The following is a 14,339-nucleotide window of genomic DNA, read 5'->3' on the forward strand; positions in this document are numbered from 1 at the left end:
GCAGCGCTACGCCGCCGCTCTCCCGGCCTTCCAGCCGGCCGCGAACTCCTCGATGCGCGCCTTCAGGGTCGCGCACTCGCGCCGGACGATCCTCGACGCGAACACGTCCCGCAGCAGCCGGTCGGCGACCTTCCCCAGGACGGGGAGGTTGAGCGAGCCGCGCAGCTCGTCCGTGACGAGCGTGGCGCCGCCGGGCAGCGGCTTCAGCCGGTACTGCGAGGAGTGCGGGAAGGCGCTCTTCGGCGCCTTGAGATCCGTCTCGACCCAGCCGATCCCCGCGCCCTCTTCCCAGTGGGTCACCCGCGCGCCGCGCGCCTCGGGGGCGCTGCCGAAGAACGAGTGATCGATGAGCACGCGCGTCCCCTTGCCCCGGCGCACGTCGGTCTCGAAGCGCACCGCGACGTGGAACTCGTTCACCTGCATGAGGCGCTCGAGATCGCTCATCCACGCCCACGCCACCTCGATCGGCGCCTCGATGCGGATGCTCTCCTGGATGTACAGCACGGGGACCCTCGCTTTCTCCCGGGGAAACCGGCGCGGTCACCGTAGCACGGCGGGAGCGGCCGAAAGCGCCGCGGCCGTCGTCACTCGCGGATCTTCGTGTCCCTGTTGTAGCCGCGCGGGTGGAGCGGCGACAGCTTCTCCAGCCAGATCTGCTCCAGCAAGGTGAGCTCGTCGGTCAACGAGAAGCTTGGATCGTCCTTGGTCTGCACGACCTCGAGCACCTCGAACGTGAAGGCCTCGGCGCCGTGCTCCTTCCAGTCGCGCTGGAGCTCCTGGTTCGTGTGAGCGCCGATCGACAGCATGAAACGGTGCTTGTTGAGCGGCCCGTGGAGGTTCGTGCTGCTGCCGAGCAAGACCTTGCCGTTCGCCGTGTTCTTCACCTGGAAGATGCCCGCCTGCTTGGGGGTCTCGAGGTACTTCCGCTTCAGCTCCTTGCGCGTTTCCATCCTGCTCGCTCCCTGGATGGGCTTGCCGGTCGCGGGGGGCTCCTTCCCCGGCTCCGGGGCCTCGCTCCGTGTCTCGGGCGCCTTCGCTTCCTGCTCGATCAGCCAGTAGCGCTGGCCGTCGCGCGCCATGTACCCCTCGTCCACGAGCAGGCGCCGGATGGTGCAGTGGTCGGGATACAGGGTCTGGATGATCTCGTTCACCTCGCGCTCGCGGTAGCGCCGGCCCGCCTGGAACTTGCCGACGAACTGCTCGAGCACGATGCGCCGCTTGCGCCATTGCTTCGGCAGCTGGACCAGCGCGCCGTCGCGGAAGTAGGCGCGCGTCACCTTGTTCCGCGATCGCTCCACGCGGCGCTGCTCCGGGCCGCCCTCGGCGCGCGGCAGCGCGGCGAGCTCCCTCAGCCGCAGATCGAGCAGATCGGCGCGCAGGGCATAGACCAGGTAATACTGGGTCTTGCGCTTCGTCACGAGGCCCGCCTCGTCGAGCTTCCGCAGGTGGAACGACACGGTGGACGGCGCGCGCCCCAGCCGCTCGGCCAGCTCCTCGGCGCAGTGAGGCCGCTCGATCAGGGCGCTCACCACCTGGAGCCGCGAGGCGTCGGCGAGCGCCTTGAGCACGCCGATGCGCTCCTCGACGCTCAGGGCGCCCGCAGCGCCCGCAGCACCCGGCGTGGGCCCCGCAGGATCTGGTTCGACAGTCATCGAATCAGAATAGCGAGCGCCCGCGCCTGGTCAATCTGTTTCGACGGATGTCGAATCAGTCTCGCTGGGCGCGACGGGCGCGGTCGCGCCACGCCGGCGGACGCCGGCGGGCTCGCCGCCGGCGGGCGGGCCCCGCGGGCGCTGCGCGTCACGCCACGCTCACGCCACGTCTTCCCGGCTCATCCTGAGCAGCCACAGCGGCGCGAGCGCCTGCGACAGGCTCCGCGCGAGCGACGCGTCGGCGAAGCCCCGCCCGCGATCGCGTGCTCGGGCCGAAGCCGAGCGTCACGCCCTCGACGTTCGTGGTGCGGCGTTCGAAGAGCGGGATCGTGAAGTGCACGGCGGCGAGTGCAGCGGGCTGCGCAACCGGCCACCGCGGAGGCGTTCTTCCGAAGGCGGCGGAGCGTCAGCGCCCCTCTGGGTTCGCGAGCCATGCCGCGAGAGTCTCGCCGTCCAGGGTCAAGACCACCTCATCCAGACGCTCTTCCCCGAGCCGCGCCAACCTCTCGGCCAGGGTGCTGCGCTCGTCGTCCGTCATCGCCCTGCCGAGCCGCTTCTCGAACAGCCGCTCCAGCGCCAGCCGCTTGCCCTCGTCCAGGCCGAGCCGCTTGCCCTCGTCCAGGCCGAGCCGCTTGCCCTCGTCCAGGCCGAGCTGCCGCTGCTCCGCCTGGTAGCTCTTGAACCACTCCTGGATCTCCATGATGACGTCATCCTCCACGTCTTCCGGGAGCTGCCCGGGGATCTCGTAGCCGAAGTGTACCAAAAGCGGCAGGGCGACGCTCCGCTCCCAGGCGTCCTCCGGCAGCGCCATCAGGTCCTGCAGCGCCTCGCGCAGCACCCAGCGTGCTCCCATCAGCCGCAGGATGAGCGTGCTGCGCGTGCGCGGCAGCTCGGAGAGCACCACGACGCGCACGTGCAGCGCTGGCGCCGGACCGTACACACCCGGGCTCAGCGCCTGGCAGCCGAACCCGTCGAGCACCGTCTCCGGCCGTCCCGTGCTGACGACGATGAGCCACGGGAAAGGCACCTCGTTGCGAGATGCCGGCGGGGCCTCGATCCGATCGGGCGCGGTCCGCGCCCGCCGCTCCAGCTCGTGATGCCACGCGAGCTGCTTGCGCAGGCAATCGCGCATGTGCCGCAGGCCCGGGGTGTTGCGGAAGACCTCGAACATACATGGCCCGGCCGCCAGCTCGCCCAGCACTCCAAGCTCGCGCCGCACCGCCTCGCGCGCCGGATCGGGCACACACCAGACGTCGATCCGCTGGGTGGCCGCGGCGACCTCGACCTCGGTGTCCGACTCCGCCATGCGCCGGAGCGCGTCGCGCAGCAGACTCTTGATGAACTGGTCGGAGCGTTCGCGCATGGGACCAACATCCCCTCTCGATGCAGGCCATCGCACGCGCTGGTGTGCGCGACGCGCGGCCAGCGCGGCTCATGCATTGGTCTACAGAGCGCTGCACGAGAAATCGTGGAGGTAGCGAGCGATTTCTATCGGAGAAATCGGTGAAGGCAGCAGCGGATTCTCGAACGAACGAGTGGTGATGCCCGTAAAGGTGGATGGCCCGCCTCGGAGAGCCCGCGACGCCGGCTCAGGCGCTGCGCCGTCAGGCGGGCAAGAGAGCGAATACGGCCCGGTGGGCCTTCTCGATCTCGTCGAGCAGGCGCACGCAGAGCGGCTGCTCGCGCACGCGCTGTGTGAGCAGGTCGCCCGCGCCGTCGATCCCGCGGATCAGGCGATCGGCCGCGCCCTCGCTCGATCTCCAAGCGGTGCGCGCTCCCGGGCAGGAGCCCCAGGTGCTCCCACGTCGACAGCGCCTGCGAGGCGAGCAGCCGGCGCACCTCGTGCCGGATCGCCGGCGCGATCGGCTCGCCGGCCTCGACGTAGAACGCGTGGCCGAGGCTCGGCACGAGCGCTCACGCGTCGCGCGCCGCCTGCGCGCTCTGGGGCGCACCGCGCGCCGCCCGCTCGCCGGCGGACACCACGACGCACGGGGAGCTCACTGGCGTCTCGCTCCGCAGCTCGCGCAGCAGATCGTCGCGCCAGACGGGGATCTCCACGGACAGGAGCTCGGTCCCCTCCGGGAACGAGAGCCGGGAGAGCGCCTCGGGCTGGGCGCGCGCCGCATGCTCGCGCAGGAAGAGCTGCTGCGCGACGAGGACGTCCTCGTCGCGGCCGAAGCTCGCGGCGTCGGGCGCCGCGACGGGGAAGGCGACGCCCGCGCCGTCGAAGCGCTCGCGCACGACGACGAGCGCCCGCGCGTCGCGCCTCTCGCGCGCCTCGGGAGCGCCGTCCGCGGAGGCGCCCGCTCCGTTCTCAGGAGCGGGCGCGGATCACCCCTCGTCGCCGGCGCCCGTGCTCAGCCGAGGGGGCGGAGCCGACCCGATCGGCCCGGTCGGCGCTACCGGATCGGCGCGCCGCTCACGACGGGTCGGCCTTGGGCGTCGCGGGCGTGCTCGCGGGCAGCTCGGGCTTCTTGATGTACTCGGTCGGGAGCTCGCCGGTGAGCGCCTTGAGGAAGGAGACGATCGCCTTCACCTCCTCGGGCTTGGCCTCCACGCCGAGCTGGTGCCACGCCATCTTGGTCACGGTCTCGTCGAGCGTCGCGATCGAGCCGTCGTGGAAATAGGGGAAGGTCTTCTCGATGTTCCTGAGGCTCGGGACGCGGAAGAAGAACTTGTCCTTCTCGTCCTTCGTGGCGTCGAAGCGCCCGTTGTCCTTGAGGCCGGCGTACTCCTTCACGAGGCCGAGCTTCTGGAACGTCGAGCCGCCGACGGCGACGCCCGTGTGGCAGGTCGGGCAGCCGAGCGAGATGAACTTGTGGAACCCGGCCTTCTCCTCGGCGGTGAGGGCCTTGTCGTCGCCGTCGAGGTACTTGTCGAAGCGCGACGGCGTGACCAGGCCGCGCTCGAACGCGCCGATCGCCTTGGCCATGTTGTCGTAGGTGATCGGCTCCTTGTCGTCGGGGAAGGCCGACTTGAAGAGCTTCACGTACTCGGGGATCGACTTGAGCGTCGTGATGACCCGCTTCTCGTCGGGCATGGCCATCTCGACGGGGTTCAGGATAGGCCCCTTGGCCTGGTCCTCGAGGGTGGCCGCGCGGCCGTCCCAGAACTGGGCGATGTGGTGGCCCGCGTTGTAGGCCGAAGGCGAGTTGCGGCCGCCGAGCTGGCCCTTGTGCCCGGAGGAGAAGTTCTTGTTGTCCACGCCGTAGTTGGACAGGTCATGACATGAGTTGCAGGAGATATCGTGGTTCTTCGAGAGGCGTGTCTCGTACCAGAGCATCCTGCCCAGGGTCACCTTCTCATCGGTGATCGGGTTCTTGTCGTACTCGAATTTGGCGGGCAGGACCTTGAAGGACTTGACGTCGTCCGGATTGAAGACGAGCGGCTTCACGTCGCCCGTCGTCGAGGGCTTTGCCGTGGTCGAGGCCGGGGGGGCCTGATACTCGTACTCCGCGGATCGTTCGCAGGCGCCGAGGCCGGCGGCGACGAGGAGCACACAGACGAGAGATGAGGGCGAACGCATGATGTCTCCTGGCTCGTGAGGACGAAGTCCACGGTAGATAGAGCCGCCTGCCACGTCAACGCGCGCCTCAGCCGCGCCGCCGCCGCGACCGTCGGCCGAGGCGCGCTGCGCGGTCGCGCGGGGCGCCCGGCGACGCGGTGCGTGTTACCGCCAGGTTGCGACTCCGGGTCTCGAGGGTAGCGCAATGGGCGCTGAGGTGCTGCCTTCGCGTCCATCTCCCCCGAGGTGCGCATTTCCGTTTCATCCGATTTATCCAGGCGATCGCGGGGCGCGCCCGCCGGCGCGGCGCAGCGGACGCGGGCCGCGGCGGGCGATCCGGGGGAGGTGGCGACGGCGCTCGGCCTCGGGGCCCTTGCGCGGCCCGGGCGCGCTGGGCAACCCTTGCGGCCGTGCAATCGCCGATCGACAGCGGGGTCGTGCTCATCACCGGCGCGTCGTCGGGCATCGGCCGCGCGCTGGCGCGGGAGGTCGCCGGCCGCGCCCGGGCGCTCGTGCTGGTGGCGCGCCGCAGGGATCGCCTGGAGGCGCTGCGCGCCGAGCTCGCCGCGGCGCGTCCAGGGCTCGCCGTGCTCGTCTTCGGCTGCGACGTCACCGATCGGGCGGCGGTCGACGCGATGCTCCTCGCCGTCGCGGCCGAGGTCGGGGGGGTCGACGTCCTCGTCAACAACGCCGGCTTCGGCGATCTCAGCCTGTTCGATCTCTCGGCGTGGTCGCGCACCGAGCAGATGATCGCGCTGAACGTGACGAGCCTCGCGTACCTCACGCACCGGCTCGTCGGCCCGATGGTGTCGCGCGGGCGCGGCGTGATCGCGAACGTGAGCTCCGGCTTCGGGCTCACGTTCGGGCCGGGGATGGCCGCGTACATCGGCACGAAGCACTTCGTCACGAGCTTTACCGAGGGCCTCCGCCTCGATCTGGCCGGCACCGGCGTGCGGGTGACGCAGGTCTGTCCCGGGCCGGTGCAGACCGAGTTCACGGAGATGGCCGGCAATTTCACCGGCCTCGAGCCCCCTCTGCTCCTGTCGATCTCCCCGGAGCGCTGCGCGCGCTCCCTCGTCCGCGCGGTGGACCGCGGTCGCGCGCTCGTCGTGCCCGGGGTGGTGGCGTGGTTCGTCGTCTACCTCGGCGTCCTCTGCCCCCGCTGGCTGCTGCGGCTCGTCTACCGGCCGATCGCGCGCATGCTGCGCAAGAAGCAGCTCGCCGTGCGCGGCGCTCCGGCGCCTCCCTGAGGCGGATCGCCGCCGCGTCCGCGCGCGGAAGACGCAGGACGCAGAACGGAGCGCCGCTGGGCCGGCCGTCGCGCCGCGCGGCGCGGCGCGCCAGGTTCATCTCCGGGGCGATAGCCCTTGTGGTAGCGTCGTGCGCGGCTCGCCAAGCCCCTGAGGAGAACCACGGATGAAGAAATATCGGTGCCTGGTCTGCGATTTCATCTACGACCCGGCGGTCGGCGACCCCGACAGCGGCATTGCGCCGGGGACTCTGTTCGAGCACCTGCCCGACAGCTGGGCTTGCCCGGAGTGCGGCGCGACCAAGGCGGACTTCGAGCCGATCGAGGACTGAGCGCGCTGCCCCGCCCGGTGCCGCGGCGGGGCGGGTGACACGGAGGCGCGGGCGGGCACATCGATGGTCCGCCCGCCGTGCCCCCGTGTTGTCGCGACACCGTCCGCGCGCGGCCGCGTGATCGATCTCGGGTCGGGCGAGCTCGGCGCCTCGGATGGGCCAGCCGCAGCGCTCTCGCGGTGCGCTCGGCACGCCGCGGCGAGCGCGGCAAGCAGCGCGCGGGAGCGCTCCGCGGTGACCGAAGTACGCCGCGGCGAGCGAGATGCGTCCTGCGGCGGCCGAGAGGCACGCCGCCGTGCGTGAGGACGGCGCAGCGCGGTGCCGTGGAGCCAACCGCGGCGCAAGCTCGGTGCGCGCCCGCTAGCGACGATACCGAGGGTGGAAAGAAGAACTGCTAAGAAAGAGAATCGAGCGAATTCGAGGGTGGACCTGACAGGGATCGAACCTGCGACCTCTAGAGTGCGATTCTAGCGCTCTCCCAACTGAGCTACAGGCCCTCGCTTTCGAGAGCGCGGACTCTACCCGCCTGGGCGCGGCTGTCAAGCGAAGAAAGCGGTTTTCTGTCCGGGGTCGCCGCGCCTTGCCTGAGCGGCGACCCCGTGCGCCTTCTCCGGCCTCTTCCTCCTCGTCGTCCGGGCTCGTTTCTGGTTCCGGAGGAGGGGAGGCCCTCGGCGGGGGAGCTCGGCACCACCTCTCGCGCAACCCTCGCGGGGCCTGCGTCGCGAGCGACGCCTAGTTGGCCGGGCTCTGGTCCGTCTGCGCGGGCTCGCCGGGCGGCTCGGCCTGCGCGCGCGCCTGGGCCTTCGGGTTCTGGAAGGAGAAGAGCCGCTCGCGCTCCTCCCCGTAGCTCTGGGTGCTCCCCCACTTCGGGTTCCAGTCCTTCACCCAGTACACGTCCCCCGAGACGATCGCGTCCTCGGGCCGCCCCGTGCGCTCGGGGTAGCGGTACATGTACTCCTTCATCGCGTCGCGGTACGAGGTGTTCGCCGGCAGCTTGATGCGGGCGAAGTAGTCGCACCAGATCTGGGTGTACGCGAAGCTCTTCGCGTTCAGGAGGTCGAAGTTCGGCGGCTCGCCCGTGAAAGGATCGATGTGGCGGCCGTCGACCGTGACGGCGTCGACCACGATCGTCCCGTCGTCCATCACCGGGTTGGGCGAGAACATGAACCAGCCCTGGAGGAACCGGAGCTTCTGCGCGAGGACGCGCGTCTCCTCGGGGTGCGGCACCTTCCAGCGGTTCTTGATGACCCAGAGCTCGACCGCCGCCTGGTTCACGGCGCCGACGAACATCACGAGCGCGCCGATCTCGCGCAGCGCGACGAGCCCCTTCCGGCCGGCGAGCCGGAGCGGCGCCGGCGGGGGCGCGACCTCCGAGCGCTCCGGGACCCGCACGCCGAGCGCCCGGCCCAGGCTGCGGCGGTGCGCCGCCGCCATCGCCGCCGTGACCGCGTCGCGCACGAGCGGCAGGCGGAACGCCCACGCGACCGCGGGGCCGAGCGGGATCGCCGCGACGAGGTCCGCGAGCGCCAGGGCGCCCTCGACCCCGTTGCCGTCGGGGCGACGCGCCGCGAGCCCGTGCGCCGCGGAGCTCGACGCCTCGAACGTCAGCAGCCCGAACCGGTCCATCCGCTTCAGCACGCGGCAGGCGAGGACGGCGCCCGGCGACCGCGGGTCGAACAGCACGACGCGGGCCCGGTGCGCGCGACGCATCGTGCGCGCGGCGATCTCCCAGTCCTCGCGGCCGAAGAGGAGCGTCGAGAACACGCAGAGCGCCCACGCGAACGGCCCCAGCACGAACGTCGTGCCGAAGCCGACGTGGAGCACGTTCATCATCACGAGCGCGAGCCGCCGGGCCCACACGCGGCCGAGCGGCGAGAGGAGGCACACCGGCATGGCCGCCTCGAACGCGATCACCATCTTCGTCATGAACAGGATGACAAAGTTCGGCGCGTAGTCGCGGATGTCCGCCACGATCGGCGTCACCATCCGGTCGACGTAGAGCACGTAGTGGATCGCGGTCCCGTTCTTCCAGGCGGGGCCGGTCTTGTGCACCACGTTGAAGAAGTAGATCGCCGCGATCTGGATCAGCAGGATGGGCCCGACGAGGGTCACGAAGTCGTTCGGCTTGAGCGGGTCGTCGACGGCGGTGCGGTCGTTGAGATCGTCGGCGGTCCGCTCGCGGCTCCGCTTCATCGACGCGAGGAGCGCGTCGAGCGAGAAGCGATCGCCGAGCGGCAGGAAGCACGTCCAGAGCAGGAGCAGGTTGTGGACGACGTAGCCGCCGTTCTCGATGAGCAGGACGCGCCCGTTCATGCTCGTGACGAACACGAGCGAGAGCACCTGCATGAGCTTCGTCTTCCAGCCGATGAGCAGGCAGACGTAGGTCGCGAAGATCACGACCCAGAGGACCGCGAGCTCGCCCGGCGTGGAGAAGGCGTTGACGAGCGAGAAGTTCCCGCTGCCCTGCGGGCGCCAGAGGTTCACGTGGTTCGGCAGGACGCCGATGTCCGCGAACATGTCGTTCCACGCCCACGTGCGGCGGAACAGGTCGCCGATCAGGAAGAAGCCGAGCAGGATGCGCGTGAAGCCGAGCGTCCGCCGATCGAACGTGAAGAAGCTGTCCCGGAGGATGTCCCACATCGATGGCCCGCGCGGCGGGGGAGCCGCCTCCGGCTCGCCCTCGGCGTCGTCGTCGTCCGCCGCGGCGCCGTCGTCCGCCGCGGCGCCGTCGTCCGCCGCGGCGCCGCCCTGCTCCTCGTCGCGCGCGGCGCCGCCCGCGGGCGCGCCCTCGCCTGCGCCGGAGCTCCCCTCGGCGTCGGCCTTCCGGCCGGCCGCGTGGCTCCCGCTGGGGTCCTCGTCCCGGAGCGCGCCCTCGGGCCCGCGCTCGTCGCGCTCGTCGTTTGCGTTCATAAGGCGTCGAGATCGGTGCTGCGCGAGCGGAGCGCTCGCCGCTGTCGGTTCCTACCTACCGCAACCGCGCGGGCGCCGCACGAGGCGACCAAGGTCGCGACGCGCGGGCGCGCCGGGGCCCTGGTCGCCTCGCGCGGCGCGCTCGATGCGCCCGGGCTCACGCGGCGGCGGCGCGGCGCGCTTGATGCGCGCGGCGCGGGGCGGTAACGGGAGGGGAGGTGCCCCCGATGCCCGACGCGGAAGAGCGCCTTGCGCTCGCGGCCTGCGCCTTCCTGGCCGGTTGCCTCCTGCTCGCGCCGCGCGAGTGGGTCTCGGCGGGGCTCGCGCTCGCGCTCGCGGCGGCGCTCTTCGCCTGGCACTTCCGGCTGCGCGCGGGGGCCCGTCGGGGCGGGCCGGCGGCCGCGGGCGCTCCGGTCGCGTCGGCCGCGCCGGTCGAGGCGGCCGCTCCGGGCTTGTCGGCCGCCGCGGGCCTGCCGGCCGCTCCGGGCCTGCCGGCGGCCGCAGCCCAGGGCTCGCCGGGCGAAGCGGGCGCTCAGGCCTTGCCGGGCGAGGAGCGGCGGGAGTCCGGCTGAACGCGCAGCGGCGGGCGGCCGAAGCGGGCGCGCACGCGATCGGCGACCGACCGCATCTTCGGCGCCCCGAGGAAACGCCGCTCCAGCCGCCGCTTGCCAGGGATGTCGAGGAGCATCACGCCGATCAGGATCACCAGCGCGCCCGGGCCGGGAATGCCGGGCAGCGAGAGCAGGATCCCGAGCGCCACGGCGACGACGCCGAGCAGGTTCTTCCCGACGCGCGCCGACGCGCGCATCCAGGCGGGGCGCCCTTGCAGGAACGGCTCGTCCTCCTGCTTCTGCAGGTAGTCCTCGGGCAGACGGACGAGCACGAACGCGACGAGCGCCGTGCCCGCGACGAAGCTGACGGCGCCCACGCCCGCCCCGATCGCGATCTGCTCGCGATGCGCATGCACGAACGAGATCGCGGAGCGGACGGCGTCCATCATCGAGGATGGCCAGGAGCATACGGCGCGCGGCCGGTCGGGGCGAGGCCGGCCGCGGTCCTCAGGGCACGAGCACGGTGCCGATCGACCCGGGCGCGCTCGCCTCGCGCTCGAGATCGCCCGGGCGGAGCCGCCCGAGGATGTGGATGCGGCGGACGCCCTCCGCGAGCGCGGCGAACGACTCCTCGAGCTTCGGGATCATCCCGCGGGTGACGGCGCCGCTCGCGATGAGCGCGCGCCCCTCGGCGACGGTGAGGCTCGGGATGCGCGATGCGGGGTCCGCGACGTCGCGCAGCACGCCCGGCACGTCGCTCACGAGGAAGAGCCCAGCGGCGCCGAGCTCGATGGCGACGCGGTTGGCGACCGTGTCGGCGTTGATGTTGTAGACCTGTCCGTCCGCGCCGGCGCCGAGGCAGGCGAGCACGGGCACGTAGCCGCCGCGCCCGAGCAGCTCGAGGAGCCCGCGGTCGACGCCCGTGATGTCGCCGACGAGGCCGAGGTCGACCGGATCGGGGCCGGCGCTCCGGTAGACTTGGGGCGGGCGCTTGACCGCCGAGAGGGCGGGCCCGCTCGCGCCGTGGAGCCCGACGGGCCGCGCGCCCGCGGCGACGAGCGCGGCGCAGAGGTCGACGTTGAGCTTGCCGGCGACGACCATCTTCATGACGTCGAGCGTGTCCGCGTCGGTGACGCGCTGGCCGGCGACCTGCCGGACGGGGATGCCGAGGCGCTCCTGCAGCCGGGTCGCCTGCGCTCCGCCGCCGTGGACGACGACCGCGCGCGCGCCGGCGCGGGTGAGCGCCGCGAGATCGCTGGCGAGGACGGCGAGGGCCGGGCTGCCCACGACCTCGCCGCCGAGCTTGATGACGAGCGGGCCTTCCGACGCTGTCACGGGTGCCTCCGCGTTGCTCTGGGACGGTTCATGGGCGGACACGTATCACTTCTGCAGCGGGCAGGGCAGAGGTCGCCGGTCCCCTGCGCGCCCTGGCTTCCGCGGCGCTGCGGCGCCTGGCCTCCGCGGCGCTGCGGCGCCCTGGCCTCCGCGGCGCGGCGGCGCCCGGGCTTCCGTGGCATGCTGGCGCGGTGATCCAGGCCCTTCGACAGGCGCTGTCCAGCCGCGCGGCGCCGATGCTCGCGCTCCTCGAGCGGCTGGTGAACCTCAACTCGTTCACGGACAACCCGCGCGGCGGCGACGCGGTGGGCGAGGTCCTCGCCGACGAGCTCGCGACGATCCCCGGCCTGTCCGTGCGCCGGTTCCCGAGCGCGCGGTTCGCGGCGCACTGGGTGGTGGAGAGCGAGGCGGCGAAGGCGTCGCCGGCGGGGCACGTCGCCCTCGTCGGGCACCTCGACACGGTGTTTCCCCCGGGCGTCTTCGAGGGCTTCCGCCTGGACGGGGAGCTCGCGCGCGGGCCCGGCGTGCTCGACATGAAGGGCGGGCTGGTGGTGGCGATCGAGGCGCTCCGGGCGCTCGAGCGGCTCGGCGCGCTGGCGGAGATCCCGGTGCGGCTCGCGATCGTGTCGGACGAGGAGGTCGGGTCGCCCGAGGGGCGCCCGTTGCTGCAGCGCGAGCTCGCGGGCGCGGCGTGCGCGCTCGTGTTCGAGGCGGGGCGCGAGGGGGACAGGATCATCACCGCGCGCAGGGGCACGGGTGGAGCGACGGTGCGGGCGACGGGCAAGGCGGCGCACGCCGGCAACGCGCACGAGCAGGGCGCGAACGCCATCTGGGCGCTCGCCCGCTTCATCGACCGCGCGCAGCGGCTCACCGACTACGCGCGTGGGGTCACGGTCAACGTCGGCAAGGTGAGCGGCGGGCAGGGGAGGAACACGGTGCCCGACGCGGCGGAGGCGGCGGTCGATTTCCGCTTCGTGAGCCTCGCGGACGGCGAGGCGATCCTGTCTGCGCTCGCCGCTGCGGCGCGCGAGGCGGCGCTCGAGGTGCCTGGCACGTCGGCCCGCGTGGACGGCGATGTCGCGCGGTCGCCGCTCGTGCGGACCGAGGCGAGCGCGGCGCTTTACCGGGAGTACGCGGCCTGCGCGCGGGCGGCGGGGCTCGGCGACGCCGAGGCGCCGCTCATCGGCGGCGGCTCCGACGCGAGCTCGACGGCCGAGATCGGGATCCCGTCCATCGACGGCCTGGGGCCGCGGGGCAGCGGCTTTCACACGAAGGACGAGCTCATCGAGGTGGGGACGCTCGTGCCCAAGGCGGAGGCGCTGGCGGCCTTCCTGCTGGGGCGGCGCGCCTCGGCGATGAGGTAGCGCGAGGGCGCGCGGGCGAGCAGGGAGCGAGGCACCTCGTGTGGGGGCTCCCCGAGATTCCCTATCTGAACGACTCCGGATCTCTCCTTCGATGGATTCGCAACACAGGATCACGGTAAGACCGCAGCTCTTGCCGGTCGTGAAAGTCTCCGCCGCTTCCGGCGCTCCGGCGCTCCTCGACGCTCACTCCAGCACCACGAACTTGAGGTACCGCCCCTCCCACCACGCCGGCAGCGTCGGGTGATCCTCGGGCTGGCCGTGGATCGCCCGCACCCGCAGATCGTCCCGCTCCAGGGTGGCGTCGTCGAGCGTCGCCAGGAAGTCCTCCGCCGTGATGTGGCTCGAGCACGACGCCGCGCACAGCACGCCGCCGCGATCGAGCACGCGCGCGACCGCGGCGTGCAGCCGCCGGTAGGCGCCGAGCGCGCGCGGCTTGGCGCGCTCGCTCGGCGCGAAGCTCGGCGGGTCGGAGATGACGAGATCGTACCGGTCGCCGCGGGCGCGGGCCTTCTCGAGGAAGTCGAACGCGTCCGCCGTCACGAAGTCGTGCGCCGCGGGATCGACGCCGTTCTCGCGGAACGTGCGCTGCGCGGTCGCGTGCGCGGCCGGCGCCGAGTCCACCGAGGTGACCCGCCCCGCGCCGCCGAGCGCCGCGGCCACCGAGAAGCCGCCCGCGTAGCTGAACAGGTTGAGCACGCGCCGGCGACCGGCCGCGAGCGCGCGCACCCGCGCGCGGTTGTCGCGCTGGTCGAGGAACGCCCCCGTCTTCTGCCCGCGCGCGAGATCGACCTCCATCGCGACCCCCGTCTCCCGCACGAAGAGGCGATCCGGCAGCGGCGGCCCGTGCACGTGCGCGAGCTTCTTGCCGTCCGCGTCCCCGCCCGCGGCCTCCCCGCGCGCGCGCAGGCCGATCGAGCGCACGCCGCGGGCGCCGAGCGCGCGGGCGAGGTGCGGGAGCAGGCGGTCGAGCCACGGCGCGAGCATGCCGCCGTCGAGGCGGACCACCGCGACGCGGTCGTACCGATCGATGACCAGCGAGGGCACCCGGTCCCCCTCGCCGTTGCACAGGCGGTAGGCCGTCGTGTCGCGGCCGGCGAACCAGCCGTCGCGCAGGGCGAAGGCGCGCTCGAGCCGCTCCGCGATGGCGCGCTCGTCGAGCGCCGGCGCCTGCGCGCGCTGGAAGACGCGGACGGCGATCGGCGAGTCGGCGTCCCAGAGCCCCCGCCCGAGGAACTGCGCGCCCTCGGCCGACAGCTCGACCACGTCGCCCGTCGCGGCGGCGCCGCCGCCACCTCGAGGCGCGCGCTCCCCGCGCCGGCGATCCCCGGCGCCGGTCGCGCGCCCGCCGCCGCCCGCGATGCCGTCTCGGTACACCCACGGGTGGCCGCGGCGGACGGCGGCGGCGGCTGTCGCGGTGAGATGGACCCGCATCGACCCCGCC

Annotated in this window: 13 protein-coding genes and 1 tRNA gene; 4 read left to right on the top strand and 10 right to left on the bottom strand. The window is 72.8% G+C overall.

The features are described from left to right. Positions 1 to 6: 6 nt before the first annotated feature. The 5 genes from WMF33_RS02665 to WMF33_RS02685 all read right to left on the bottom strand — a co-directional run bounded on the left by WMF33_RS02665 (position 7) and on the right by WMF33_RS02685 (position 5,178). A complete protein-coding gene (locus WMF33_RS02665) occupies positions 7 to 504 on the bottom strand; it encodes an SRPBCC family protein (protein WP_437335675.1) in 498 nt (165 codons plus the stop codon). An 80-nt stretch (positions 505 to 584) separates the two neighbouring features. Next, positions 585 to 1,652 (bottom strand): metalloregulator ArsR/SmtB family transcription factor, encoded by a 1,068-nt coding sequence (locus WMF33_RS02670; RefSeq protein WP_437335676.1) that lies wholly within the window; start codon positions 1,650 to 1,652, stop codon positions 585 to 587. Positions 1,653 to 2,058: 406 nt separating this feature from the next. Beyond that, a complete protein-coding gene (locus WMF33_RS02675; RefSeq protein ID WP_437335677.1) occupies positions 2,059 to 3,015 on the bottom strand; it encodes a hypothetical protein in 957 nt (318 codons plus the stop codon). 551 nt (positions 3,016 to 3,566) lie between these two features. After that, complete coding sequence (locus tag WMF33_RS02680) at positions 3,567 to 3,893, bottom strand: hypothetical protein (RefSeq protein WP_437335678.1); 327 nt, start codon at positions 3,891 to 3,893, stop codon at positions 3,567 to 3,569. A 178-nt stretch (positions 3,894 to 4,071) separates the two neighbouring features. Further along, positions 4,072 to 5,178 carry a cytochrome-c peroxidase gene (locus WMF33_RS02685; protein ID WP_437335679.1) on the bottom strand — a complete coding sequence of 369 codons (1,107 nt, stop codon included), beginning with the start codon at positions 5,176 to 5,178 and terminating at the stop codon, positions 4,072 to 4,074. Positions 5,179 to 5,567: 389 nt separating this feature from the next. Here WMF33_RS02685 and WMF33_RS02690 point away from each other — a divergent pair, with 389 nt between their 5' ends. Both WMF33_RS02690 and rd read left to right on the top strand, forming a co-directional pair. Continuing rightward, positions 5,568 to 6,407: an SDR family NAD(P)-dependent oxidoreductase gene (locus WMF33_RS02690; protein ID WP_437335680.1), complete on the top strand. Its 840-nt coding sequence runs from the start codon at positions 5,568 to 5,570 to the stop codon at positions 6,405 to 6,407. A gap of 166 nt (positions 6,408 to 6,573) precedes the next feature. Then, positions 6,574 to 6,738 (top strand): rubredoxin, encoded by a 165-nt coding sequence (rd, locus tag WMF33_RS02695; RefSeq protein WP_020732538.1) that lies wholly within the window; start codon positions 6,574 to 6,576, stop codon positions 6,736 to 6,738. Between the two features lie 424 nt (positions 6,739 to 7,162). Here the strand turns inward: rd and WMF33_RS02700 are convergent. After that, positions 7,163 to 7,235: transfer RNA gene (locus tag WMF33_RS02700), tRNA-Ala, on the bottom strand. A 235-nt stretch (positions 7,236 to 7,470) separates the two neighbouring features. Continuing rightward, entirely contained in the window at positions 7,471 to 9,648 is a 2,178-nt protein-coding gene (locus tag WMF33_RS02705; protein ID WP_437335681.1) for a hypothetical protein, read from the bottom strand. 227 nt (positions 9,649 to 9,875) lie between these two features. On the opposite strand from WMF33_RS02705, the gene WMF33_RS02710 reads away from it, so the two are divergent. Next, on the top strand, positions 9,876 to 10,220 hold the full coding sequence (locus WMF33_RS02710; protein ID WP_437335682.1) for a hypothetical protein: 345 nt from the start codon (positions 9,876 to 9,878) through the stop codon (positions 10,218 to 10,220). Here the strand turns inward: WMF33_RS02710 and WMF33_RS02715 are convergent. Together WMF33_RS02715 and argB are read right to left on the bottom strand one after the other, a co-directional pair. Further along, entirely contained in the window at positions 10,181 to 10,648 is a 468-nt protein-coding gene (locus WMF33_RS02715; RefSeq protein ID WP_437335683.1) for a hypothetical protein, read from the bottom strand. The two genes, WMF33_RS02710 and WMF33_RS02715, sit on opposite strands and share 40 nt — an antisense overlap. A 58-nt stretch (positions 10,649 to 10,706) precedes the next feature. Beyond that, positions 10,707 to 11,534 carry an acetylglutamate kinase gene (argB, locus tag WMF33_RS02720; protein WP_061627643.1) on the bottom strand — a complete coding sequence of 276 codons (828 nt, stop codon included), beginning with the start codon at positions 11,532 to 11,534 and terminating at the stop codon, positions 10,707 to 10,709. Between the two features lie 191 nt (positions 11,535 to 11,725). Here argB and WMF33_RS02725 point away from each other — a divergent pair, with 191 nt between their 5' ends. After that, positions 11,726 to 12,898 (top strand): M20 family metallopeptidase, encoded by a 1,173-nt coding sequence (locus tag WMF33_RS02725; RefSeq protein ID WP_437335684.1) that lies wholly within the window; start codon positions 11,726 to 11,728, stop codon positions 12,896 to 12,898. Between the two features lie 183 nt (positions 12,899 to 13,081). Here the strand turns inward: WMF33_RS02725 and WMF33_RS02730 are convergent, their stop codons facing one another. Further along, positions 13,082 to 14,329, bottom strand: coding sequence for a class I SAM-dependent rRNA methyltransferase (locus WMF33_RS02730; protein ID WP_437335685.1), 1,248 nt, complete (start codon positions 14,327 to 14,329; stop codon positions 13,082 to 13,084). Positions 14,330 to 14,339: the final 10 nt, after the last annotated feature.

Origin of the sequence: Sorangium sp. So ce394, from assembly GCF_051474665.1 — a bacterium.
Classification (GTDB): Bacteria; Myxococcota_A; Polyangia; order Polyangiales; family Polyangiaceae; genus Sorangium; species Sorangium cellulosum_D.